Origin of the sequence: Shewanella sp. SM20, from assembly GCF_025654545.1 — a bacterium.
GTDB lineage: Bacteria > Pseudomonadota > Gammaproteobacteria > Enterobacterales > Shewanellaceae > Shewanella > Shewanella oncorhynchi.
In genome coordinates this window covers 39,292-65,314 of the sequence record NZ_JAKKRK010000008.1, presented here as the reverse complement: position 1 = coordinate 65,314, position 26,023 = coordinate 39,292, and the positions used below count along the sequence as shown (strand labels likewise).

At 46.2% G+C, this 26,023-nt stretch carries 19 protein-coding genes; 9 read left to right on the top strand and 10 right to left on the bottom strand.

Going from position 1 to position 26,023, the window contains the following annotated elements; all coding sequences use genetic code 11:
- Positions 1–300 precede the first annotated feature (300 nt).
- The 3 genes from L5M18_RS05375 to L5M18_RS05365 form a co-directional block, all read right to left on the bottom strand.
- Positions 301–1,083: a phosphoadenylyl-sulfate reductase gene (locus tag L5M18_RS05375; protein ID WP_263196154.1), complete on the bottom strand. Its 783-nt coding sequence runs from the start codon at positions 1,081–1,083 to the stop codon at positions 301–303.
- A complete protein-coding gene (cysI, locus tag L5M18_RS05370; RefSeq protein ID WP_212600421.1) occupies positions 1,076–2,773 on the bottom strand; it encodes an assimilatory sulfite reductase (NADPH) hemoprotein subunit in 1,698 nt (565 codons plus the stop codon). The genes L5M18_RS05375 and cysI overlap by 8 nt, the downstream gene beginning before the upstream one ends.
- A 99-nt stretch (positions 2,774–2,872) precedes the next feature.
- Positions 2,873–4,672 carry an assimilatory sulfite reductase (NADPH) flavoprotein subunit gene (locus tag L5M18_RS05365; protein ID WP_263196153.1) on the bottom strand — a complete coding sequence of 600 codons (1,800 nt, stop codon included), beginning with the start codon at positions 4,670–4,672 and terminating at the stop codon, positions 2,873–2,875.
- A 419-nt stretch (positions 4,673–5,091) separates the two neighbouring features.
- Here L5M18_RS05365 and L5M18_RS05360 point away from each other — a divergent pair, with 419 nt between their 5' ends.
- The 3 genes from L5M18_RS05360 to L5M18_RS05350 all read left to right on the top strand — a co-directional run bounded on the left by L5M18_RS05360 (position 5,092) and on the right by L5M18_RS05350 (position 8,716).
- The gene (locus tag L5M18_RS05360) at positions 5,092–6,618 is read left to right on the top strand and encodes a Re/Si-specific NAD(P)(+) transhydrogenase subunit alpha (protein WP_263196152.1); all 1,527 of its coding nucleotides are present in this window, start codon (positions 5,092–5,094) and stop codon (positions 6,616–6,618) included.
- Positions 6,619–6,629: 11 nt separating this feature from the next.
- The gene (gene pntB, locus L5M18_RS05355) at positions 6,630–8,114 is read left to right on the top strand and encodes a Re/Si-specific NAD(P)(+) transhydrogenase subunit beta (protein ID WP_173496776.1); all 1,485 of its coding nucleotides are present in this window, start codon (positions 6,630–6,632) and stop codon (positions 8,112–8,114) included.
- Positions 8,115–8,335: 221 nt separating this feature from the next.
- Positions 8,336–8,716, top strand: coding sequence for a hypothetical protein (locus L5M18_RS05350; protein WP_263196151.1), 381 nt, complete (start codon positions 8,336–8,338; stop codon positions 8,714–8,716).
- Between the two features lie 197 nt (positions 8,717–8,913).
- Here the strand turns inward: L5M18_RS05350 and L5M18_RS05345 are convergent, their stop codons facing one another.
- From L5M18_RS05345 to hldE, 4 genes are all read right to left on the bottom strand, one after another.
- Positions 8,914–9,498, bottom strand: coding sequence for a hypothetical protein (locus L5M18_RS05345; protein ID WP_131524277.1), 585 nt, complete (start codon positions 9,496–9,498; stop codon positions 8,914–8,916).
- A gap of 168 nt (positions 9,499–9,666) precedes the next feature.
- On the bottom strand, positions 9,667–10,146 hold the full coding sequence (locus L5M18_RS05340; RefSeq protein ID WP_263196150.1) for a TetR family transcriptional regulator: 480 nt from the start codon (positions 10,144–10,146) through the stop codon (positions 9,667–9,669).
- A 151-nt stretch (positions 10,147–10,297) separates the two neighbouring features.
- Positions 10,298–11,125 carry a hypothetical protein gene (locus tag L5M18_RS05335; RefSeq protein ID WP_263196149.1) on the bottom strand — a complete coding sequence of 276 codons (828 nt, stop codon included), beginning with the start codon at positions 11,123–11,125 and terminating at the stop codon, positions 10,298–10,300.
- Positions 11,122–12,552 carry a bifunctional D-glycero-beta-D-manno-heptose-7-phosphate kinase/D-glycero-beta-D-manno-heptose 1-phosphate adenylyltransferase HldE gene (hldE, locus tag L5M18_RS05330; RefSeq protein WP_113939015.1) on the bottom strand — a complete coding sequence of 477 codons (1,431 nt, stop codon included), beginning with the start codon at positions 12,550–12,552 and terminating at the stop codon, positions 11,122–11,124. Before hldE ends, L5M18_RS05335 begins: the two co-directional genes overlap by 4 nt.
- A 103-nt stretch (positions 12,553–12,655) precedes the next feature.
- On the opposite strand from hldE, the gene L5M18_RS05325 reads away from it, so the two are divergent.
- Complete coding sequence (locus L5M18_RS05325) at positions 12,656–13,582, top strand: LpxL/LpxP family Kdo(2)-lipid IV(A) lauroyl/palmitoleoyl acyltransferase (RefSeq protein WP_263196148.1); 927 nt, start codon at positions 12,656–12,658, stop codon at positions 13,580–13,582.
- 91 nt (positions 13,583–13,673) lie between these two features.
- Here L5M18_RS05325 and L5M18_RS05320 read toward each other — a convergent pair whose 3' ends face one another.
- Positions 13,674–15,404 carry a potassium/proton antiporter gene (locus tag L5M18_RS05320; RefSeq protein ID WP_105251569.1) on the bottom strand — a complete coding sequence of 577 codons (1,731 nt, stop codon included), beginning with the start codon at positions 15,402–15,404 and terminating at the stop codon, positions 13,674–13,676.
- An 886-nt stretch (positions 15,405–16,290) separates the two neighbouring features.
- On the opposite strand from L5M18_RS05320, the gene L5M18_RS05315 reads away from it, so the two are divergent.
- On the top strand, positions 16,291–17,205 hold the full coding sequence (locus L5M18_RS05315; protein WP_105251568.1) for a L,D-transpeptidase family protein: 915 nt from the start codon (positions 16,291–16,293) through the stop codon (positions 17,203–17,205).
- Between the two features lie 91 nt (positions 17,206–17,296).
- On the opposite strand, the gene L5M18_RS05310 is transcribed toward L5M18_RS05315, so the two are convergent.
- Entirely contained in the window at positions 17,297–18,124 is an 828-nt protein-coding gene (locus tag L5M18_RS05310) for a M14 family metallocarboxypeptidase (protein ID WP_105251567.1), read from the bottom strand.
- A gap of 216 nt (positions 18,125–18,340) precedes the next feature.
- Here L5M18_RS05310 and L5M18_RS05305 point away from each other — a divergent pair, with 216 nt between their 5' ends.
- The gene (locus L5M18_RS05305; RefSeq protein WP_263196147.1) at positions 18,341–19,759 is read left to right on the top strand and encodes a M16 family metallopeptidase; all 1,419 of its coding nucleotides are present in this window, start codon (positions 18,341–18,343) and stop codon (positions 19,757–19,759) included.
- Positions 19,756–21,321 (top strand): M16 family metallopeptidase, encoded by a 1,566-nt coding sequence (locus tag L5M18_RS05300; protein ID WP_263196146.1) that lies wholly within the window; start codon positions 19,756–19,758, stop codon positions 21,319–21,321. The genes L5M18_RS05305 and L5M18_RS05300 overlap by 4 nt, the downstream gene beginning before the upstream one ends.
- Positions 21,322–21,365: 44 nt before the next feature.
- Here the strand turns inward: L5M18_RS05300 and L5M18_RS05295 are convergent, their stop codons facing one another.
- Entirely contained in the window at positions 21,366–22,163 is a 798-nt protein-coding gene (locus L5M18_RS05295; protein ID WP_263196145.1) for a polymer-forming cytoskeletal protein, read from the bottom strand.
- Between the two features lie 281 nt (positions 22,164–22,444).
- Here L5M18_RS05295 and zapE point away from each other — a divergent pair, with 281 nt between their 5' ends.
- Both zapE and L5M18_RS05285 read left to right on the top strand, forming a co-directional pair.
- Positions 22,445–23,725, top strand: coding sequence for a cell division protein ZapE (gene zapE, locus L5M18_RS05290; protein WP_263196144.1), 1,281 nt, complete (start codon positions 22,445–22,447; stop codon positions 23,723–23,725).
- Between the two features lie 587 nt (positions 23,726–24,312).
- On the top strand, positions 24,313–25,938 hold the full coding sequence (locus L5M18_RS05285; protein WP_263196143.1) for a methyl-accepting chemotaxis protein: 1,626 nt from the start codon (positions 24,313–24,315) through the stop codon (positions 25,936–25,938).
- The last annotated feature ends 85 nt before the right edge of the window (positions 25,939–26,023 follow it).

The window sequence follows — 26,023 nt, the reverse complement described above, 5'->3', positions numbered from 1 at the left end:
AATCATGTCAATTAACGCAGTAAAACGCTTCAAAACCATCTACGGGAACTTCAAAATATAGCGCAGGCTTAACTAATGTGCATAACTCTGTGAGTAAAAATGTACAACATTTTTAGCATTTAAAAATGAATGCAAACTAACTCTATGAATATCAATCTATCTTAGTTAAATGACGCTTAAATGACATCACTTAGCTTCCTCGACAGTCCAGAGTATTAAATTCACCCTACTTATCTTAAAGTGATAAAAAAACGCCCCAAACTAAGTTGAGGCGTTTAATATTTAAAATCAATAAAATGACTAGATTTCGTAGTGCAGACCACACTCACGTTGTAGGCCATTAAAGCGAGTTTCTTCCTCTGTCATGCCTAATTCGAGTGGTTTACTCGAATGGGTATCCCCCACAGAAACATAGCCTTGGTCCCAAAGTGGATGGTACGGCAAGTCAAATTGCGTCAGATAGAGGTGAACATCTTTATTCGACCACTCGATAATCGGCAGTAACTTAAAGCGAGTACCATGAATCGCCAGTATCGGCAACGCCTCACGGGTACTGGCTTGGCTGCGTCTAAGCCCTGCAAACCAAGTGCCGACCTCAAGCTCGGCTAAAGCGCGTTGCATAGGCTCAACTTTGTTTAACCGGTTGTATTGCTCTAGTCCGTTTACCCCTTGCTCCCACAACAGACCAAAGCGCGCCTCTTGCCATGCCGATGTCATCACTGCTTGGTACACTTTTAAATTCAGTGATAAACGCTCTGTCAGCTCGTCGATAAACTGATAAGTCTCAGGAAATAAATAACCCGTATCCGTCAGAATAACCGGAATATTCGCCTGTGCCTGGCTCACCATATGCAGCATTACAGCGGCTTGGATCCCAAAGCTTGAGGACAGCGCATGATTACCGGGCAAATAAGTTAAGCCCCATAGCACTCGCTCTTGCGCGCTCAATCCGGCTAAGAACTGATTTATGCGCTCAAGCTCTATCGCTTGTTCTGCCTTAGGCGCACTCAATAATGCCTTGAGTTCGGCAGCGCTGACCACAGTCGGCACTTTATCACTGGTTTTTTGGTCAAGATCAGCCATGAAAATCCTTAGCGGCATCAATCACCGCCTTCACTACACCCACGCGGACGGTGAAGTTACCAAAGGTTTCGCCTGCATCACGCTCTACGGCGTAGCGGCCAAACAGGGTATCCAATTCGGCGAGAATGTCCGCCTCTTGGATATTTTCTCTGTGCATCTTGTTCAGACGAGTCCCTTCAAAGCTTGCACCTAAGTACAAGTTATAACGACCCGGCGCCTTACCCACAAGCCCAATTTCAGCGGCAAAAGGACGGGCACAGCCGTTAGGACAACCCGTCATCCGCACCACAATCGCTTGCTCGCTGATGCCGTGTTTTGCCTGTAGCGCATCGATATGATCGATAAACTCAGGGAAATAACGCTCGGCTTCCGCCATCGCTAATGGACACGTCGGCAACGCCACACAGGCAATCGAGTGACCGCGGGTTTGCGTCAACACTTGGCCCAGCAGACCATGTTTACGGGCTAAACCTTCAATGGTGGCTTTATCTTCCGCCGCGACGCCTGCGATGATCATGTTTTGATTCGAGGTCATACGGAAATCGCCCTTGTGAATCTTAGCGATTTCACGCAGCCCCGTTTGCAGGGTCTGGCCCGGTAAATCCTTAATGCGGCCGCTTTCGATAAATAGGGTTAAATGCCACTTACCGTCAACGCCTTCGACCCAACCATAACGGTCGCCGCGATCGCCAATCACGACATCACGCTTAGGTTCAAATTTTACTCCTGCACGCAGTTCGACTTCGGCTTTGAACTTTTCATAGCCGTGGTCGACGATTGTGTACTTAAGGCGCGAGCGCTTACGATTAGAGCGATTGCCCCAGTCGCGTTGCACTGTCATGACAGCTTCAGCAAACTTCATCACGTCTTCAGTTTTGATAAAACCAAAGTCGTCAGCCAGGCGTGGAAAGGTTTCTACTTCGCCATGGGTCGAGCCCATGCCGCCACCCGCCGTTAAGTTAAAGCCAACTAGCTCGCCATTTTCGGCAACAGCAATAAAGCCTAAATCGTTAGTGTAAACGTCAACATCGTTATCGGGAGGAACTGCAACCGCCATTTTGAACTTACGTGGCAGATAAGTTTTGCCATACACAGGTTCGACGGTTTCATCTTCGGTTGAGAGTAACTTTTCTTCATCTAACCAAATTTCGGCGTAGGCGCGAGTGTGGGGTAATAGATGATCAGACAGTTGTTTCGCCACCGCATAGGCCTGCTCGTGCAGTTTAGATTCCACCGGATTGGGGTTACACATGACGTTTCGGTTAACGTCACCACAGGCAGCAATCGAATCCAGCGCTTCGCGATCTAAGTCTTGAATAATGGTCTTCAAGTTACGCTTAGGAATACCGTGGTATTGGAAGGTTTGACGGGTCGTCAAACGAATGCTGTTCGAGCTAGTTAAAGTCGAGGCAATTTTATCTACGCCTAACCATTGCTGCGGAGAACAAATACCGCCGGGTACACGGGCACGCAACATAAAACTATATAAAGGTTCGAGTTTTTGCTCTTTACGTTCATTACGTAAATCGCGGTCATCCTGCTGATAGAAGCCATGGAATTTGATCAACTGCTGATCGCCGTCACTGAAACTGCCAGTCACAGAAGAATCTAAACCTTCTTTGATAGTCCCGCGCAGGTAATCGCTGTCAGTCTTTAGGTATTCGTTTAACGCTAACTTTTGCTCACTCATGGCAACTGCCTCTTAAAATTGGGTTCGCTGGCTGCACAGATCATCACGTGTGCAGCGTTGGCTATTCTTATGCGTTTCTTATCTGCGCAACGGTTGAGATTAATACACGTCTTTTTGGTAACGTTTATCGCTGCGCAGGGTTTCAAAATAGGCTTCGGCAGCTTCGGTATTCAAACCACCGACTTCGACTGCCACCTCAATCAAGGCTTGGTGAACATCTTTCGCCATACGTTCAGCATCACCACAAATATAAAGATGCGCGCCATTTTGCAACCATTGCCACAGGGCTTGGCCTTGCTCTTTAATGCGGTGCTGCACATAAATCTTATGGGCTTGATCGCGGGAGAACGCCACGTCGATACGGCTTAAATCGCCATTTTTCAAATACTGTTGCCACTCAGTTTGATACAAGAAATCCTGCTCAAAGTGTGGATTGCCGAAGAATAACCAGCTATCGCCTTGGATCCCTTGGGCTACGCGCTCCTGCATAAAGGCACGAAACGGCGCAACACCTGTGCCTGGGCCAACCATGATCACTGGTGTTTCTGGATTTTCGGGTAAACGGAAATGCTTGTTCGACTCAACATAAACCTTAACTTGTGTGCCTTCCTGCGCAGACGCTAAGAAGTGTGACGCGCCGCCAAAACGTGCTGAGCCGTGGCGCTCATCTTCCACTAAGGCCACAGTTAAGTGGACTTCGGTTTCCACTTCACTTTGGCTTGAGGCGATAGAGTAAAGTCTTGGCGTTAATGGACGCAGTAGCTCAAGCAGTTTTGCTGCATTTAAGGTTACTAAGTTATTTGATAACGGATACTGAGTGACTAAATCGGCAAATTGATGCTTAAGGATAAAGTGGCGCACTTGTTCTTTATCTTCGCTCAATGCCAGCAGTTCAGCGCTGCCACTCAATTCGGCCCAGGCTTTGACTAATCCAGGATATAACTGAGTCAATTCTTTCTTATCGACCAAAGCCTGCTTAAGGGTCAAAGATTCTGTGCCTAGGGTCACTAACTCATCGGCGGCCAATGACAGACCCGCTAAGACTTCATCGACTAAGACTTCGTTATTACTAAACCACACACCAAGGGCATCACCCGCTTGATAGGTTAAGCCTGAGTCGCCAAGGTCGATTTCAACATGGCGCACATCTCTGTCTGATCCACGGCCGGTAATTTTCTGGCTTACAAGCACTTCGGCGCTATAGGGGTTTTGCTTAGTAAATTCACTTTCGCCAATCGCTTTAGCGGTGCCGATGGATACCACACTGGCGGACGAGGTTTCGATTAGCGGCTTAACGGCCTCTAATACATCGGCGTGCCACTGGCCAGCGGCTGCTTCATAATCCACATCACATTCAATTAAAGGTAACAGTGATTTAGCACCGAGTGCTGCTAGGCGGGCATCGAAGTCTTTACCGGTTTGGCAGAAGAATTCATAGCTTGAATCCCCCAGCGCAAGCACTGAGTAATGTAGATTGTCTAGCTTAGGCGCACGTTTCGATGCTAAAAACTTATGTAATTCAATCGCGTCATCCGGCGCTTCACCTTCACCATGGGTGCTGACAACCAGCAAGAGCACAGTTTCTTGTTTCAGTTGGCGAACATTGTATTCGCCCATTGAAGCCAGATTGACCGCATAACCTTGTGCCTGCGCCTTATCGGCGAGCGCTTTGGCGACACCACGGCCATTACCCGTTTGGCTGCCATAGAGAATCGTCACAGTTTGAGCCGTTTGCGCCTGTGCGACGGGCGCTAATTGGCCCGCATTGGCTGTGGCAGCAAGATAGCCACTCACCCAGGCCAATTGCACAGCACTTAACTCAGAAGTGAGTTGTTTTAGCTTCTCGACTTGTCCTTGAGACAATGGCGAAGCCAGCGATGAAAGTTCTTTTAACAACATGAGACGGCCCTATGACAGTGTAATGTCCACAAGCTTATCGCGGTTTAAGAAAAGCAAAAAAGAATAAAATAGGATTTTTAATTCCATTTTGGAATATACAAAGTGCAAAATTTAAGCTACAAAAGTGTGCACTGGTTAAAAGTTTTTGATCCGACCAGTGCAGAAACGGCCTGCTTGAGAAATATGCACTTGTGCCAAGCTAAAGTATTGCCACAATGGTCATGAGCCTGTCGAACAATAATTTCTGTTGCCCACAGAATAGTTTGTTTTAAAAACAAAAAGTGTCCATCCTGGATTGAATGCCCTAACTGACTCGAATCACCCGCCGAATAAACGCTGGTGACGACAGATTTTGCAGTTGAGTACGATGAAGGAAGAACAGCAGGCGGAACGATTATATAAACCATCAGGGAGTAGTCATGCAGATTGGAATACCGAGAGAAAGTCTCGCCGGTGAAACTAGGGTCGCCGCGACCCCAGCCACCGTTGAGCAGCTTAAAAAACTCGGCTTTGAAGTTGTTATTGAGGCCAATGCGGGTCAACTGTCAAGTTTCGATGATGCAGCCTTTGAAGCTGCGGGCGCGAAGGTGACAACAAACGTTTGGCAAGCCGATCTGATCTTTAAGGTCAATGCGCCAAGCGACGCCGAAATTGAACAAATCAAAGACGGGGCGACTATCGTCAGCTTTATTTGGCCCGCACAAAACCCTGAGCTGGTTGCGAAGTTATCTAAACGTAAGATCAACGTGATGGCAATGGACATGGTGCCACGCATCTCCCGCGCCCAGTCACTTGATGCCCTCTCCTCTATGGCAAACATTGGTGGATATCGCGCCGTTGTTGAAGCCGCACATCAATTTGGCCGTTTCTTTACTGGCCAAATTACCGCTGCAGGTAAAGTACCGCCCGCCAAAGTGTTAGTCATTGGTGCTGGTGTAGCTGGCCTTGCCGCCATTGGTACAGCTGGATCGCTTGGCGCCATAGTGCGCGCCTTCGATACCCGCTTAGAAGTGGCCGAGCAAATCGAATCTATGGGCGGCCAATTCCTTAAACTGGATTTTGGTAACGAGGAAGGTGGTTCATCGGACGGTTATGCTAAAACCATGTCGGATGAATTTATTGCCGCCGAAATGGCACTGTTTGCCGAACAAGCCAAAGAAGTCGATATCATCATCACCACAGCGCTAATCCCTGGTCGTCCAGCGCCTAAGCTCATCACCAAAGCCATGGTTGATAGCATGAAGAGCGGCTCAGTGATCGTCGATTTAGCCGCTGCGACGGGTGGTAACTGCGAATACACGCAATCGGGTGAGCTGTTTGTTACTCCTAACGGCGTAAAAGTGATTGGTTATACCGACCTTCCCGGTCGTCTACCGGCGCAATCCTCACAGCTTTACGGCACTAACTTAGTCAACCTGATGAAGTTAATGTGTAAAGAAAAGGACGGCACAGCCAGCATCAACTTTGATGATGTAGTCATGCGCAATATGACAGTGATTAAAGAAGGTGAAGTGACCTTCCCGCCACCACCGATTTCTGTTTCTGCGGCGCCAGCAAAACCAGCGGAGAAAATCGAGCCGAAAAATACCACTCCGAAGGCACCATCTAAGCTCAAATACGTGCTCGCCGCCTTAGGCGTTGCTGGATTTGCTGCCGTGGCATCGGTAGCACCACCAGAGTTCCTGTCGCATTTCACAGTATTCTTGCTGTCCTGCGTTGTTGGCTATTACGTGGTATGGAACGTATCCCACTCACTGCATACGCCTCTAATGTCAGTCACTAACGCGATTTCTGGCATTATCGTGGTCGGCGCCCTACTGCAAATCGGTCAGGGTTCAACTTTGGTCACTGTACTGGCGTTTATCGCCGTGCTGATCGCCAGTATTAACATCTTCGGTGGCTTTACCGTCACTCAGCGCATGCTGAAGATGTTCCGTAAGGATTAAGGGGGTTTAACGTGTCTCAAGGACTGGTAACAGCAGCTTACATTATTGCCGCCATTCTCTTCATCTTCAGTCTCGCGGGACTGTCGAAGCAAGAGACGGCAAAACACGGCAATTTATTCGGTATCTTAGGTATGGCAATCGCCCTACTGGCTACCATTTTCAACCCCGATACTAACGGAATTGCGTGGATCTTAATCGCTATGGTGATTGGCGGCGCGATTGGTATCCGTTTAGCACTAAAAGTCGAAATGACTGAAATGCCTGAACTGGTTGCTATATTGCACAGCTTTGTGGGTATGGCCGCGGTATTAGTGGGTTTCAACAGCTTTATCGACTTACACCCACAGGAAGTATCACAAGTCGTGGTGGCAGTCGGTGGTGATATCAATACGACCCTCGCCGCAGTACAAGATGCGCTAAGTGAAGCGGTGAAGACCGCCAGCAAAGAGCACCTCACTGGCGCTATGCTTAACATTCACTTGGTCGAAGTCTTCCTCGGGATCTTCATCGGTGCGGTGACCTTTACGGGTTCTATCGTTGCCTTTTGTAAGTTACGCGGACTGATTTCATCTAAACCTCTGATGCTGCCACATCGCCACAAGCTAAACCTAGTCGCAGTGCTAGTGTCTTTAGCCCTGTTGGTATACTTCGTACAGACAGGCGGCACTATGCCAGCACTGCTGTTGATGACCTTGATTGCCTTCGCCTTTGGCTGGCATTTAGTGGCATCCATTGGCGGCGCGGATATGCCAGTGGTTGTGTCTATGCTGAACTCCTACTCAGGTTGGGCAGCGGCAGCGGCAGGCTTTATGTTGTCGAACGACCTCTTGATTGTGGTCGGCGCGTTAGTGGGTTCATCGGGTGCGATTCTGTCTTACATCATGTGTAAGGCCATGAATCGCTCATTTATTTCAGTTATCGCGGGCGGCTTTGGCACAGATGGTGTGGCCTCGACTGCCGATGAAGAAATGGGTGAATACCGTGAAACCAACGCCGAAGATGTGGCGGATATGCTGAAAAATGCCACTTCAGTCATCATCACTCCGGGTTACGGTATGGCAGTGGCGCAGGCGCAATATCCTGTTGCGGAAATCACTCAAAAACTACGTGATCGCGGCGTGAAAGTGCGTTTTGGTATCCATCCAGTTGCTGGTCGATTACCAGGCCATATGAACGTACTGCTCGCTGAAGCGAAAGTCCCCTACGATATCGTGCTCGAAATGGACGAAATCAACGAAGACTTTAAAGACACAGATGTCGTGCTCGTTATCGGCGCCAACGACACGGTTAACCCCGCGGCAATGGAAGATCCAGGCAGTCCAATCGCAGGTATGCCAGTGCTGGAAGTGTGGAAAGCACAAAACGTGATTGGCTTTAAACGTTCGATGAACACAGGTTATGCCGGCGTGCAAAACCCACTGTTCTTCAAAGAAAATACCCAAATGCTGTTTGGGGATGCTAAGGCCAGTGTTGAAGCCATTTTAAAGGCACTTTGAGTTTGATTTAATATCAACAGAGTAGAAATCGTTTAGGCGATAAACACTATTCTAAAGAAATGAAGGGAGCCAATGGCTCCCTTTCTTTTCACATTTTTTTAAGCCTATTAAGCTAGTCTCTGCGCCAATATGATGTGAGGCTTATCTGCCCACAATGCTGATATGCTTAATGTAAGCTAAAACAGTAAGTTAAATCTAAAGCTGGTTTAAGGAAATAATAAATGTTGCTTGGGCTGTTTATCCTGTCTGCCGTGTTAATCAAAACCTCATTACTCGGGCTTGGCTGGATATCGATTACCATCGGCCTGAGTGGGTACCTGTTTTGTCGATGGTTTAATATCAATTTAGATATCAAACTGATTGATAAATTTAAACGACTCTTTATCACTGGTGCGGCTCTGCATCTTCTCGTCTATATCGGCTTAATCACTAAGCTTTTCCTTATCGACAGCTTTGAAGACTTGCCCACATTCCTGATAAGTCACTTAGTCTTACACCACGCAATCAGTGCCGTGATTGCTGCTGCATTAACCTTCTTGGCGATTCGCATCTATCTACAACAGCAAAAATTAACTCAAGCCTATCGACAGAAATTAAGCTAACTCAACAAGGTTTTGATGACAAATGCAGACGAATAAAAGCTGGGTAAATTCATCATTAGCTTAAGTGCCATAAATAATGGGGGGGACTAAAGCAGACCATGTAGAAGTGTTGTCAGCAACACTGAATTCATCAATGGATTCAAACATCAGGGATAAGAATGGCCCCTGATGTTTGGTGGGAGTTAAGCCAAGATACGTTAGTCGACGGCAATATCGTTATCTTTAAGCTCTTTTGACAGGGTTTCATAATTCGTTTTGAGTTTTGGCAAAGTATCTTCTTTGATTTTACTCAATACATTTTGCAACTGATCCTTACCGTAAGAAACGCTATAGTGACGGGTTTCAATATTACTAATGATCTTCTCAGACTCTAAATACAAACGACGAATATCAGACAAAATATCACTCGGTGTTTCTAGCGCATTGGCAGAATAGCGCATGTTATCCCAGACAAATAATCCCATCTGTGGATGCATTTTCACTAAACTATTACTACTCACAGTCTCAACTGTGTCAGCGTAATGACTCAAGATTTCAACATTGTCACTCACTTCGTCATATAGGGCATGACGCAGATGATAGTTATTCTGCATATTGCTCAGGGCATCAAATTTAATTGCCTGTGACAACCCTTCTTGCGCGGCTAAATACACGCCAACAACAGTCGCAATGATTATAAAAATCTGACTCACCCAAAAACTGGTTTTGATAAGCTCAGTGTTATCAAGCTTAATGGTGCGTTTAGGCATATCTGCCTCATTAGAGATGGGTGTCATGTCCATATGTTTTATCCTGTCAAATCAAGAGTACAAGGCAATATCACTAACTTAAATCATTGTTAAGTGGTCATCCTACACTATTGGGGTATGACTTACCTCAGTACAAATCACGATTTTTACCCACAAAAAAGGAGCCATCTGGCTCCATTTTTATATTCATTGGTCAGTCTATTATGCTGCTTTTGCCACATCAAAATTGGATAGCAACATCACAGCTGTACGGCCTAATAGGTGGTTGATCGTGCGATCGCCTGCTAAGCCTAACTCAGCAATCGCTTGCTGACGCGCTGTACTCACCGCTCTAAAGAGGGTAATTTCATTATTCGCACCACCACAAAGACTAAAGAATAGTCTCAATACTGCGCGGTAATGTTCTTCCTGCATTGCCTGCATCCAGGATGTTTCCAATGCCTCTTGGCTAGAAAAATTCAGCGCAGCAACAAATAGATTGCCGATACGACTATCTAAACGAACAAGAAAATCGCTTTTGCGTGGAAAATGGTGACTAATACCTGTGCGACTAATACCCGTTGCTTCAGATAACGTAGTATAAGACATAGTCTCAAAGCCGATAGTCAAAATTTGTCTTAACGCTTCATCCATAATTTGATTTATGGTTTGCTCAGTTTGTACTCGCGAGCGCTTAGCCATAGTAATGTCTCCCCTCTTATTTTTAGGGGGAAAGCTTACCAAAGCCGCTCAGGGATTACTGCTGTTCACTGGGCCGTAACCAGCGTATTTCACTTTTGTTCAGCTAGGGTTCAGTTTAAAACAGGCTTCACCACCGATTCAATTAACACATTCATAACATTGAATTTTGTACCAACCAGTTATGTGCTTTTTCTTCGCCCATGAGTAAAACGAACGTCGGTTGGAGATAGTGTCCAAGATCAGCTTTTCGCCAAAATAGATATTCAGGAAGGGGTTGCAATACACTCGCGCCAAAAGTGCGTTGCATCAAGCTCGAATACTCACCTAATAATCTCGGCTCTAATTGCTCGGCTTTAGGGTAAAAATTCGTTAAAAAGTCCCGATACTCGGCAAATTTAGCCACTTGAGCAACATTGTATCGATGCAACACTTGTATCAACATTGGCGAACTCCAATGAGACAAATATTGCGAGCTTGTTAATGCGTCAAGGTTGCGTCTGTGGTATTGCTGCCACGCCAAGGCAAAATCACCTTTTTCCCGTGCGATACGCCAAACTAAATAAATGTCAGCTAGCCATTCATGTTGATATGCACTCAAGTGAGTAGGTAACACAGAGCCTTGCAGAGCAAGGTTCTCCAAATGACCGAGCTCATGCCATAGGGTTAATTGCGGCTGTTCAAGCAAAGGTAATTGGTAGGTCACCATATCGACACTGGCTAACTGTACTTGCGGTGTCCGCTGCTCATTCACTAAGACTAGGCCCGCAATTTTATTGTCATCGACGGGCATGACCATGGCACTTCTGCGGCCTAAATCAAGCCTAAATTGTTCGAGTGTTGCAGGAAGCTGCACCAACACTTGCTCTGGCAATAATGCCAAGCAAGTGCCAAGCTCTGGTAAAGGGCAAATCAAAGCCTGCTTATCGGCAATGGGCGTCCAAGTCAGGCTAGATGCGAATGCCAGAGCGACTAAGCTCACTGATTCGCCATGATATTTTGTATAATCGCCGTGGTTGAAATACCATCCTCAAAGCCCAGCACTTGCACTTGACCACCTGCGGCAATCACTTCAGCGCCACCAGCAATATCCTCAAGCTTATAATCACCACCTTTGACCAGCAGATTTGGCAGCAATCGAGTAATGATGCGCTGCGGCGTATCTTCACTAAAAGGCACAACCCAATCGACAGAAGCTAAGCCAGCGAGCACAGCCATACGACGATCAACCTGATTAACTGGACGGCCTTCACCCTTGAGGCGTTTAACCGAGGCATCATCGTTTACCGCGACGATCAAACGATCGCCCAAAGCTTTCGCCTGTTTAAGATAGCTCACGTGGCCCGCATGTAAAATATCAAAGCAACCATTAGTCATCACCACACGTTCACCGCGTAGTTTGGCTTGCTCTAAGGCGTAGGCCAGTTGATCTTCACTCACCACCCCAAAACCCGATTCTCCATGGTGCAAAGCTAAAGCTTCAATAAGCTCAATGCGGCTCACGGTAGAAGTGCCAAGTTTACCGACCACAACGCCTGCGGCGGTGTTCGCAATCGCACAAGCTTGCGGTAAATCGGCGCCCGCGGCTAATGAGGTTGCTAAGGCTGAAATCACAGTATCGCCAGCACCCGTCACATCATAGACTTCACGGGCAACGGTAGGAATGTGCAACTCAGGCGCATTAGCGGTCACTAAGGTCATGCCCTTTTCAGAGCGGGTGACTAAAATGGCATCAAAATGATGTTGCTTGAGTAAACCACGGGCTTTTTCCAACAGGTCGGCTTCAGAGGTCACAGTGCCAACAACAGCTTCAAACTCGCTCATATTTGGGGTAATGAGTGACGCGCCATGATAACGACCAAAGTCACTGCCCTTAGGATCGACTAATACCATCACACCTTTCGAACGCGCTAAGGCAATAAAATCACGTGGCTGATCGATAGCGCCCTTTGCATAGTCAGATAACACCACGACATCGACAGAATCGAGTAAGGCCTCGGATTGTTTCAATAAACGCACGCTATCGGCCTTGTCGAAGGCTTCTTCGAAATCGAGGCGGATAAGCTGCTGATTACGTGATAACACCCGCAGCTTAGTGATGGTTGGTTTATCAGTAATACTTAACCATTGGGGTTCAACCCCTAAAGTTTGCACACCGAGCGTTAGGGCATGGGCAGTATCATCTTGGCCGACGAGCCCGGCAAGTTGGACTTGCCCCCCTAAGGTCGCGATATTGAGCGCCACGTTGGCCGCGCCGCCGGGTCTGTCTTCGACTTGATTAATCTTCACCACAGGTACGGGGGCTTCAGGGGAGATACGTCCCGTAGGGCCAACCCAATAGCGGTCTAACATCACATCGCCGACGACTAACACTCTGGCTTTTTCAAATGCTGGCAGAGAAACCTTCATAGTGCTCTTATCTTTATGCAGAAATTAAACCGTGATTGTACCTAATTTTCAGCAAAAATTGAGTTAGAATGAGCAGTAATTTTCAAAAGTAGTGAGTATTTTTGTGGTCGAGAAAGCCGAGTTTTCATCTTCTTTATATCATCCTAAGCATTGGCCCATGTGGTTTGGCGTATTTTTGATGCGTTTAACTCAGCTTCTACCGCTTCCTTGGCAGATGACGCTGGGGAAGGGATTCGGTCGCTTAGTAATGAAATTCGCAGCTGGCCGCACCCACACAGCGCGCCGTAACTTGACCCTCTGTTTCCCTGAAATGACGGAAGCACAGCGAGAAGATTTACTCACGCGTAACTTTGAAGAAACGGGCAAAGCCATTTTCGATACCATCAATGCATGGTGGTGGCCCGATGAAAAAGTGCAGCAGCACATGAGTATCAAAGGCGAAGAACACGTACAAAACACGTTAAATGCTGGCCACGGCGTGATCCTCTTTGCCGTGCATTGTTTACCGCTGGAAATGGGCGCACGTATCTTCGGCCAATTCCAACCCGGCGTGGGGGTTTATCGCCCACACAATAATCCTGTGATGGAATACCTGCAGGTCAAAGGCCGTTTACGCTCGAATAAAGGTCTCGTTTCTAAACGCGACTTGCGCCAAATGATACGCTGCCTACGCAATCCCGATGTGATTTGGTACACGGCCGATCAAGACTTTGGCCGATCAAGCGCGGTATTTATCCCATTTTATGCCATGCCAGATGCGGCAACGATTACCGGTGCCACCACGTTAGCTAAACTCGGCAAAGCTAAAGTCCTGCCTTTTTTTGTGGAACGTACTACAGATGATAAAGGCTATCGAATTGAAGTGATGCCACCGCTGAATAATTTCCCCGGCGAAGATGAATTAGCCGACGCGATTCGCGGTAACAAGATTATCGAATCCATCATAGATAAAAACCGCGCCCAATATATGTGGTTACATCGCCGCTTTAAGACCCGTCCCGATCCAACGGACAAATCTTTATATCAATAAGCTCAATTAGCTTTGAATACAAAAATGCCAGCAAATAAGCTGGCATTTTTTATGGTAACTTTCGATAGTAAGGACCATCTAGCACATAGGATTAGAGCGCATTCTCAGTCGGTAAACGAATACCTACGTTAGTGACTTTACCTTCATACAACCCCGCCACCACCCAATGCAACGACTGCCAGTGGAACTGATCCCCAAGTACAGGATTGGCGCCAAGCTGAGATACCACAAGGTCTGCGACTGTCATATCATCAGCGAGATTATCTAAACTCAAACCATAAATAGGCGCGAGATCCGCAAGCTTAACGTCTGTTTCAATAAAGAAATCACCGAAGAATCGTTGTACTTCTTTATTTTCTGGCGCTTGGCTAAAGAGGTTACTCAAGGCTTCTAAACTTTTCTCCTGACCCAGCACACAGAGTATATCGCCCGCTTCGAGGCGAGTGCTACCCGATGGATGCAACAAAGTGTCATCCCTAAATACCGCCGCAATCCGTGTCCCATCTGGCATAGCTAAGCGCTTTAGCGGCTCACCAATACACCACTTACTTTCACTCAAACGATAGACAAACACTTCCCATTCGCTGCTCGGGTAAATTTCAACTCCCGAGCGCGAAACGGGTAACGGCTTTGGGGGCAGTTCCACCTTAGCTAAACGCGCTGCTGTGGTCAAAGATGCACCTTGAACCAGCAACGACACTAATACAACGAAGAAGGCTAAGTTGAAGTACAACTGAGCACCCGGTAAGCCAGCCATCATAGGGAATACTGCTAAGATGATAGGCACAGCGCCGCGTAACCCCACCCAAGAAATAAACCAGCGGTCGCGACTGCTAAAGCTCTTAAATGGCAATAGACTGATCCATACGGCGACAGGGCGAGCAAATAAAATCATTCCGAATGCCAGAGCAAAACCTGGGATCATGATATCGACTAAATCTGAAGGGGTAAGCAATAACCCTAATACGAGGAACATGCCGATTTGACTGACCCAAGTCATACCATCCAGTACGTTCAAAATCGCATGACGGCCACGGGTTGGCTTATTGCCGAGGAACAGACCCACTAAGTAAATCGACAGAATACCACTACCACCCAGTTTGTTGGACGCAGCATAAATAATCAGACCACCGCTTAAAACTAAAATAGAGTACAGACCATCAGCTAACTTGCTTAAATTGACGAGCTTCCACAGCATCCAGCCGCCGCCTAAACCTAAACAGATCCCCAGACCAAATTGCTTAATAAAGCTAATAAGCATAAAGCTGAAGGACAACTCACTGTCGACATTGGCAAGAATGGCAATCAAGGTTACGGTTAAGAATACCGCCATGGGATCGTTACTGCCGGACTCAATTTCTAAGGTCGCACCAACCCGCTCGTTAAGGCTACGCCCTTTAAGCAGGGAAAATACCGCAGCGGCATCGGTCGAGCCCACAATCGCGCCCACCAGCAAACCTTGCAACCAATGCAAGTCGAACAACCATGCGGCCATCATGCCGGTGATACTGGTCGTAATGGCAACGCCAAAGGTCGCCAACGATAATGCAGGCCATAGCGCCACCCTAAAACTGGCAACGCGGGTGCGCATACCGCCATCGAGTAAAATAATCGCTAAGGCTAAGTTACTGACTAAATAGGAAGTTGAATAATCATCAAACTGGATTCCACCAAGGCCATCTTCGCCAGCCAAAATACCCACAGCGAGGAAAATCAATAAAATAGGGATGCCCAAACGGGAAGACATAGGACTAAGTAAAACACTCACTGCTGTAAGCAAGGCGCCAATCAGAAAAAAACTATTGATGGAATCTGCATCCACAAACGCCTCCTTAATACAGGTTGTTTAGTTAAACGATAGACAAATCACCGAGGTTAAAAATGACTCAACTCACAATTTTATGATTTTATATTAGCACAAAAATATCGAATTATTGGAGCGTTAAATATTAAATTTCAATCATCTACATAAAAAATGTCATAAAACCAACTTTCTATTAACCTTTAGATAAAGGCGAACGTAAAACCTAAAGGATAGCAGAACATCACCACACGACTTAATAAGCATTAAAACAAATAAATATCAAATAGTTAAAAATAACAAACTGAACGTAAACTCAAATCATTCAAGCAAAACTCAGCTCACAAACCTGCATAAACTAACGGTATCATAGCCAATTTAGTGCCAGATAAAATAATGTCGTATAAAAGGTGAATATTTGAACATTATTCTTAAGCTAATTGTTTTAACTCCATTTATTTGCCAATGAGATGATTTAAACTCACTTTATCCGATGAGCAATAGCCTTGTCAGAAAAGGACCACACACTGTTTTCCCAAAACAAATCAATTCAGTTCCAGTAACGCCATACATGCTCGCCATTCAAACAGACACGTTTTAGATTGGTTAACACTGCAAATATTTTTCATCAAGCAGGAAGGCATGCACAAGACAATTGAGTACAGCAGGTTTTAACGACAAGACTAAATACTGGCAATTGACGCCGCCAAGGAAAACCGTTAAAACAAAAAATTAAGCGATAAATACGCCGTACTGATCATATTTCAGTTGAAATAATGTCCAAAATAAGGAAGGATGCGAGCTTCGCGCGCCAGTGCATTTTGCTCGTCAAATTGCCGCTCTCGTTTTAAGAGAGAAAGCTGCGTTAAACACGCTTTTTTATTAACAGGAATCGTAGTATCCGCTTATGAGTATGCTTCGCACCACAGCTTTATTATTGACTTTGGTTTTCCCTAGTCTGTCCGCTTTAGCAACGGAATATCCTTTACCAGCCGCCCAAAGCAGGCTAATTGGCGAGAACCAGTATTATACGGTTCCAGAGGGTAAACACACTCTCGAAGATATCGCAGCCAAATACCAACTTGGTCTCAGTAACTTACTCGAAGCTAACCCAGGTGTGGATCCATTTCTGCCAAAACCAGGTAGCCAACTGATCATTCCATTGCAATTGATCCTGCCAAACGCTCCCCGTGAAGGCATAGTGATCAACGTGGCTGAAATGCGGTTGTATTACTATCCAAAAGGCAAAAAGACTGTTGAAGTGTTGCCTATTGGTATTGGCCAAATCGGTAAAGACACACCAGAAAACTGGGTGACCACTGTACAACGCAAGCGTGCGAACCCAACTTGGACACCCACACCGCGCATTCGTAAAGAATATGCTGCTAAAGGTGAAATCCTGCCAGCGGTATGGCCAGCCGGTCCAGATAACCCTATGGGACTGTATGCGCTGTATATCGGCAACTTGTATGCGATTCACGGTACTAACGCGAGTTTCGGTATCGGTTTGCGTGTCAGTCAAGGTTGTGTGCGTTTACGCCATGAAGATATCGAGCATCTATTCAAGACTGTACCAGTGGGAACCCGGGTACAATTTGTGAACCAGCCGATTAAAGCAACCGAAGAGCCAGACGGTAAACGCTACTTAGCCGTGCATCAACCATTGTCTCGCACTGTGGCGGAGTTTGAATCAAATGAGCCCGTTGCGATATCACTGCCAAAAGAGATCGCTAAGTTTATCGCTAAAGCTGACACTGATTCTTCTGTGATCAAGAAGCTACTCGATGAACGTACTGGTGTGCCAATGCGAATTAATCAATAATTCACTGGCGAATACCACCTAAAAAAATACCCGCAATCTGCGGGTATTTTTTGTCATGTCAGGCTACTCACTAACGTAATAGACTAACATATCAATCACATAAAGGTGCACACAGGGCCAAGAAGTGAGTCATAGCAGCACTGTTTGCTAATACGCGTTGATCGAAGTTTTGCAACGCAGGCGTTTCAGTACAAGCACCGACACGAGCACCACTTCGTACTAAACAAGCTTCAAAAGACGTATCAAAATGATTGAAGATCAAACCATCCTTAACAGGACACCCATCAATCTCACCGTCTACCGCAATCGGGAAATAACCACCTAAAGTATCTCGCAGATCGAGACTAAAACGTCCAGGCACTTGGCTTGGCTCAAAAGAATACACATAGGCTTCACGACTCAAGACATCTTCATGGCAAGTTAAAATACCGTCTCGACTCGCAGCAAGCAGTAACTGTGCATGCTCTAACAATAGCTTACCTTCAACCGATGTATGTTCATTCGCTTTAGGTTTACCGTTCTCAAATACAAAACCACGATTTGGGTTTTCGCCGTATTTATTAAATCTATGACCACGGCTGAATCCAGTAGGATTGACGAGGGGCAATAAACTCAAGTTCACCCGTTCAAATAGGTCTGCTGAAGCTTCACTCAAAAAATGCAACAAACCCCATGGGCCTGCAGATTCTTCGCCATGAAATCCTGTGCTGATCAATAAAGAAGGTAAGCCTGACTTAGCGGCCGGCGACTGATACAAGCTAACATCGTATTTACCTACTTCACCCAATGTTTTCTCAACCATGCCCAAACGGGTCATTTCCTGCTCAAGCAGCAGATAGAAATTATCAATATCAGTGCTTTCACAGTTAAAAATATCGCTTTTCCACTGAAAGGATTCGAACGGAGATCTGCTTACCATATCTTGTACTTATGCCAGAAAAAGAACTGTGCCATCATAGCAGTTCTTTTCAAAAACTGAATGCTATTCAACTGATTTCGATGAAATCCGAGCAGTCGTCGACAGTGGTGCAATCTGTATCGATAGCTGCAAATGTATCAATTGCCTGTCGTTAATGGTATCCAGCTTGAGTAAGGCATTTAACAAATTAAAAAATAAGCTCGGCAGGACGCACTTATGAACACTCAAATCACCTTTTTTATCGCCCTTTCGGCCAGTGTTTTCAGTCATACGCTACAGGCCCAATGTCGCGCCGAGCAAGATGCACAAGCCTTATATGCGCTCGAAGCGAATATAGAGACCTATACGCTACAAAATGGCCTAACAGTGCGATTACTGCCCATGGCAGATAAACAAACAGTCACAGTCGCCAGCCAATTTAATTTAGGCGCCCGCAACGAAGCCCAAGGTCAGAGCGGTTACGCCCATCTGTTTGAGCACATGTTGTTTAAAGGGAGTGAAAATGCCCCCGGCGATACCTATGCTCAGCAGTTCAGTGCTTTAGGTGCACGTTTTAATGCCAGCACGCATTTTGACTACACCAACTACTATGTGACGCTGCCAAACCAAGCATTAGAATTGGGCTTATATCTCGAAGCCGATCGCTTTATCCGCCCTAGCCTTAACGCCACTACGGTTAAAAATCAGCAGGAAACCGTACTGCAGGAAATGGCACAAACCATAGATAATCAGCCCTATATCCGTAGCGCGATGGCGTTTTTACTCGAGCAAGTAAAAGGCACTCCCTACGGTCACGGTATTATTGGCAGTCGCGAAGATATCTTGCAAGCCACGCAAGAAAACCTAACTGCCTTTCACCGTGCTTATTATCGTCCCGATGCGATGCAGCTTTCCCTTGTCGGCAAACTGAGCCCACAAACCCGACAATGGATTGAGCAAAATTTTGCGACTTGGTATAGGCCAACAATTGCTGAACCTGAATTTTCTGAGTTAACAATCCAGCCTAAACAAGTACATGCTGAGTTAGTTGATGAGCGCGGACCTTGGCCTGGATTACTGCTTGCTTGGCATACCGTAGGTAAAGATCACCCCGATGCGGCGGCAATTCGGCTGCTAGAAGGCTATTTATTTCAAAACACCGCCAGTGCACTCGCTAAACTCAGTCTGCATAATCCCGAACAAATGCTCAGCTACTCCCTGCCCTTTAAGTTAGAAAATCACGGCATAGCGAATATCGTCTTGGTCCCACGGGCACGGACCTCACTCGATGCCTTAGTGCAAAAAGTATTGGGACTTGTGGCACAAACGCAGCAAGATGCTCTGGATGAAGCAAGTCTTTGCACACTTAAACAAGTGTGGTTAAACAATCAATTACAACAACTGGATGACACCCAGGCCTTAGCTACCAAGCTTTCCGCAACGTCGGCTCAAGATAAAGACCATCCCTTTACCGCGCAATGGCAACGGATCAACGCAGTCACGGCCGACGATATCCAAAGCGTCGCAAAACGGTATTTCAACCAAGATTATGTCCGAGTCGACCTACTGCCACCTTGGTATATTCGCTGGGGTAAAACGCTACTGGAATGGCTGCCTAACGATATGAGTGACAGTTTAGAGGATGCGGTATTATGACGACTCAGACAATGTCAAAGCAGCTACAAGGCTTAATGTTCTGCGCTCTGGCTTTATCACTAAACGCCTGCCAGCAGACGCAGATCGTCTTCACGCCGAGCGAACCGCCGAGTTTGGCCCATTTTGAAACGCCAAACTCTTTAGCCCATTCTTTGCCTAGCTCTTTGAACAGTCATTTACCCAAAAGCAGCGTCATTATCCCCGTAACGGATGAAATTTTTACCGATGAAGTCCATACCGAATTGGATTTACCCTATCAGTTACATCGCCTTGCCTCACTTCAAATTAATAGCAGTGTGAGCAACAGGGTCAGTTTAGCGGCAGTGAGCCCGCAAGTTCCCTTCAATAATCCTGATATTTTACAGATTGCCTTTCAAGAAAAGGCCCGCGCACTTGCCATTAGCCGCGCAGATCCCTGTCTTGAGACTTTCAATATGCGTGTCAGCTTGCACAGCATTAATTTAAGCCTCACTTGCCCCGACGATGTTAACCATATCTACGGCTTACTACTGCAATTTTGGCAGCCAGATGCCTTTGTTGATGCGACAACCGCCCCCGCCGATGTCGACAATATTCGCCGTCAACTCAAGCTCAATAAACACTTAAACGCCTTTAGTGGCGCCGAGATAGATAAAGTGTGGCGCGATAAACTGCTCGGCCCTGAACATCCCTACAATAGAGTGATCAATAATAATGCATTGTTCGATTCACTCAGCCTAAGGCAACTACAACAAATCCAACAGCAGGCGGTAACACAAGCACAGTGGCATCTTTCCCTACCCAACCCTTTGGCAAATAACGCTAAATTTGACCTTCAAGCTAGCCTTAAACTGTGGCCATTATTGCCTAATTCAGTGCCGAAAGCGGATAAACCAGAGACAGTAAAGCCTCAGCAAATCAAGCGGATTTACCTTATTGATGCGCCGGGCAGCGTGCAAACCCAAGTCCGCCTAGGTTATGCCATAGATCATGTCCTAAGTGATGCATCAACTCAGCAGCAACTGAACCCACAGGAAGTCGCCTTAAGCTGTCGCAGTTTATCCGCACTCATGGGCCGCAGTTTTTCGGGCAGACTCTACTATGATTTACGGGAAAAACGCGGCCTCACCTATGGCATCTACGGCCAGTGTGCCAATGCACCGCTGTCCAGCAGCATCAAGTTTTACGGCAGTACAGCCATAGAACATACGAGCGCGTTTGTGGTGGGCATACTCGATCACCTCGCGCTAGTTAAGACGCAAGGTGCTAGCCAAGGTGAAATCGATGCACTTAAAACCTATTTGATCGGTGAAGATTTGCTCAGCCAAGACAACAGCATTCAACGTGAAAACCAATATATCCACCAAGTCGCGACAGGATCAACTCGAATTGATGTGCAAAAGCTGAATGCAGAGTTGCAAGCTCTAACGCCCGAAAGGCTGCAGCAGTTAGCCAACGGGGCGTTTAGCGGTGAACCATTGATTATCTTGCGGGGCGATGTTGATCGAATTCTTCCTGACTTAAAAACCAAGCTACCAGAGTGGCAGTTTGAAAGGGTTAAGGTTGGCCTAACTGACAACTAAAGCCAAATAATCCTTCTAAAAGATTCAAATGCGCGATCGACAGATTAGAGCTTATTGGTCGCACTGTCGCTGGCAGGCGGTGCGCCATTATCACCCTGCGTCATCTGTTCATGGCCTTGTTCCATTTGTTGCAAATCTTCCATCGCCGAATCCTGCTGCATGATCTGCAGATCAGGATCATCTGCCGGAAATACCGCCATATTGTCGGCATTCGCGCTATTTGGCGTAGCAGGTTGATCAGGAGACATACCATTTACTGCCTTAAGCCCCTCGATTGCCGGAGACACCTCAGTTTTCAACGTGCTGTTACTAAGATTCGGTAACCACTCACGCAATTGCTCGGGTCCAAAACTAAAACCTAATGCTATGACGACAGTTGCCACTGCAACATACAGCCAAGGGCGAATCGCCAGATGCTCACCTCTTAGTAAAGTGCTTTCACTGGCATATAAATGCGCATCCGAGCGTTGAGCTATTGGCGCGAGTGCTTGTAGCATGTCCGGCAAGGCATCGAGTTCAGGACCTTTAATGCGCTGACCAATAAACTGCCCACCTTCGTAAATCTCCATCTGATGACTGGCGACTTCACCGTCAACCACACCAGAACTGGTAATAATCAACTTATTACAACAGACTCTTCCGCGAAATACGCCGCAAACACGCAGCTCATGACAACTGACTTCACCAGAGATCTCGCCGCCAAGTTCGATCTTAATTTGTCCTGCTGATCTAATCTTGCCCTGCAATTTACCCGCAATGAATGCCGCGCTCTCTAACTGAATGTCGCCCTCAATCAAGGTTTGTGCACTGATAACCGTAATGCCATTGCCCTTACTCGCCATAGGGTTCATTCCATATCATTATTTTTGTGACAAAGATGTTATGGTAAAAGTCCTCGAGAATAAAGCACTGGTTTCGCTTAGTATTTAACCTAAGCCACAGAGCGGGACTTAAGTCACGCCAGCGACTATGTTACCCTGAGCATCTTGCCATATGGCTCCCGAGTACCTGAATATGAGTAACAGGATGCCTCAAAAAGGTGAGTGTTGATATCGCACTAAAACAAAGCTAAAGAACACACTAGCAGCAAACACCGAAAACAAACCGCCAACGAGACCCCGACATGGCACATTCAAACTCCGCTAGCTCGCAATCGATAACCCCAATCGTGACACCACTTGAAGCGTATCGCGCCAAGGTGAGCATAGATCTCATTGACGATCTCGCGCAGCAACAGGCGGTGTTGGCGTTCGATGTGCTATTTAAGCAGTTGATGCTACAGCCACATTCAGCACAGTTTTCCCTTATCAACAAACAAGCAATCAAAGGTCTGTATCTGTGGGGCGATGTAGGTCGGGGCAAAACGTTTCTGATGGATTTGTTTTTCGATTGTTTGCCGAGTGAAGGCAAGTTAAGACTGCATTTTCACCGATTTATGGCACGGATTCACCAAGCATTACGCGAACATTCGGGTAAACGAGATCCGTTAACTCTCATAGCTAAAAATCTCGCAAAAGAGTGCAAGGTGCTGTGTTTCGATGAGTTTTTTGTCTCGGACATTGGCGATGCCATGATACTCGCTGGGCTCTTTGAATGCCTATTCAAACAAGGTGTGGTGCTGGTCGCCACCTCAAATATTCCTATTGAGCGCTTATATGAGAACGGCCTAGCTAGACACAGATTTTTACCTTGCATCCAACTGCTGCAAACACACACTCAAATGCTGCATCTCAATGGCAACCAAGACCATAGAATGCACGCCATCAATGCTTCATTAAACAACGAGATTGGCATTGATAGCGCTGAAGTTAACGCCTCGATTTCCCGCAATATCGGCATTACCGGAACACTCGATTTTGAGCGGATTTTTGACAAGCTAGTGAATGGGTTAACGCCAAATACACTCAGTATGAGCGCTATTGGCATTAGTGATAGCAGAATGAGTAATGCTAGCCTCACCATCTGCAACCGTGAAATTCCAGTGATCCGCGCCGCTATAGCGCCAACAGGCAACTCAGTCGCTTGGTTCGACTTTTATGCCCTATGTGACGGCCCGAGATCCCAGCTCGATTATATCGAAATAGCCAGTCGATTTAAGATCTTAATGGTAAGCGGCGTTCCCAAATTAGGCGGCGAAATAAAAGGCTGGATCCGTGCCCGCGGCACAGAAGACGGTACAGGTGATAACCAAGCCGCAGCCACGGGCGAGCGCAAACTCTCCTATGCGGCCAACGACGACCCAGCACGGCGCTTTATTAGCTTGATTGATGAGTTATACGATCAAAATGTCAGCTTATATCTCAGCTGCGACGTGCCACTGAGTGAACTCTATCAAGGTGGCGCACTCAGTTTTGAATTCCGCCGCACCTACAGTCGATTAATAGCAATGAGTCGAAGTGAATGACCGTAAAACATTAGCGATTTATCGCTCTGTTGAGTTAGACCAAAAGCCTAATATTGATAAGCGAGAAGTTAGTCATCACGATAAAAATTCGAGGAACAATTAGTGACAAGATAATTCATGCATTCAGAATATAACAAGTCAAATACGCTATTTGCAGATACAAGCCTAGAAAGATGAATAAGTACCTAAATTGAAAATCTGCAATCATAGACAAACTAGTACAGAAAAAACATTATAATAGTTAAAAATCAAATACATAAAGTAGGAAATCCATCTACCATAATCGATTCAATCCACACAACCAAATGACTCATTACGTTCAATTTGCTTCTAGCTGTTGCTAACCTTGAGTTTTAAGGTACGGTGTAACTTAGTTTCAATTATTCTAATTTACAGCCTATAGGTTTAAATCGATCAAATTTATAACCTGCAACATAAAAGCTCAAAAATATAATCTATAGTTTATGCAATCAACTAAAGACTCATGATTCTGACTAAGCGCCATGACACTTAGTTCGAAATATTCGCTAGAAAATATTAAGAACAGCCTTAAACGGAACTCTTTTAAATACAGGGACGATTAACTTATGTGGTTACGACAATTTAAGATTGGCTCACGATTAATTGCTGCGTTTGGATTACTTGCTCTTGTGTTGCTACTTCAAGGAATCATGTCATTACAGACAATGTCATCCATGCGATCCACTGCAGAAGAAATTGAAGATAATACCCTACCTACGCTAGTCAGTCTGTCGAGCATCAACCTCAATGTGATGCGCGCTAGGGTGTTTACATTTCGCCTATTATTAGCAAATTCGACTGCTGAACTTAACAAAGGACTCGATACATTAAGGCAAATCCGCCAGAGTATTAAAACGGATCAAAAAAACTATGAGCCTTTAATTAGCCTGCCAGGTGAGCAGGAGCTCTATCAAGAATTTAGTGGCAGCCTTGATCTGTATTTAAAACATCAAGATGAGATGATCAGCAAGCTACAGGCGAATGATGCAGCCGAAGCTAAACGGATCATGGATGATGTCATGATAGTGCAAGCCGAAAAAATGACAAAGACGCTCATTAGCATTGGCAGCTTGAATACTGAATATGCAAAGGAACAAGGTCAAATAACTGCACAAGCCTACGACGAGAGTAAATGGCTAAACAGCATTATGATAGTGGGCTCCTTAATCGCTGCATTTGTAGTAGCAATATTTTTAACTCGCAGTATCGTGCAGCCAATGAAGGAAGCTGTAGGCATTTCTGTGGCAGTCGCAAGGGGGGATTTAACACAGAAAATCAGTACAGTGGGTAAAGATGAAACCAGTCAACTGATGCAATCATTAGCTGAAATGCAGCAAAACCTGCGCGACACTTTATCCCATATAGCAAACTCCTCTAGCCAGCTCGCCTCCGCCGCCGAAGAACTCAATTCCGTCACTGAAGATGCTTCCCGCGGCATACAGCAACAAAATGATGAAATACAGCAAGCGGCAACTGCGATTACCGAAATGAGTTCGGCAGTAGATGAAGTTGCCAATACGGCGGTGCTCGCTTCAGAAGCCTCTGAAGAAACCGCCCGCAGTACCGAATTAGGTAAAAAACAGGTAGATCAGACTGTCGCAGCCATTATCGACATGAATCAGGATGTGACGCAAAGTTCACAGGTTGTTCAAACCTTAGCGATTCAAGCGAGGGATATAGGTAAAGTTCTCGATGTGATCCGCGCCATTGCTGAGCAAACGAATTTACTGGCCTTAAACGCAGCCATTGAAGCGGCGCGAGCGGGTGATACAGGCCGTGGTTTTGCGGTTGTTGCTGATGAAGTTCGTGCCCTAGCCCATCGCACTCAGTCCTCGACCCGTGAAATTGAAGACATGATTAACAAAATCCAGCACGGCACCGAAACGGCTGTGCAATCAATGCAGCACAGCGGCCAAAAGGCTGAACAGGCACTCTCAGTCGCAAGATTGGCAGGGGATGCATTAAACACGATTAATCGCCAAATCAGTACGATGAATAACAGCAACATGGTCATCGCAAGCGCCGCCGAAGAGCAAGCGAAAGTCGCACGCGAGGTCGATAAAAACATTGTGAATATTAGTGATCTTGCCAGCCAAAGTGCTGCGGGGGCACAGCAAACCAGTGCCTCAGCGCATGAGCTCTCAAGACTCGCCGTTGAACTGAACAATCTACTGACGCGATTTAAAGTCTAGAGTATCACTTTATAATGGAATCAGAGGGTAATGGCACAAGATGTGTTAAACCGTTACCCTCAATGCATAACGCTATGATCTAGTT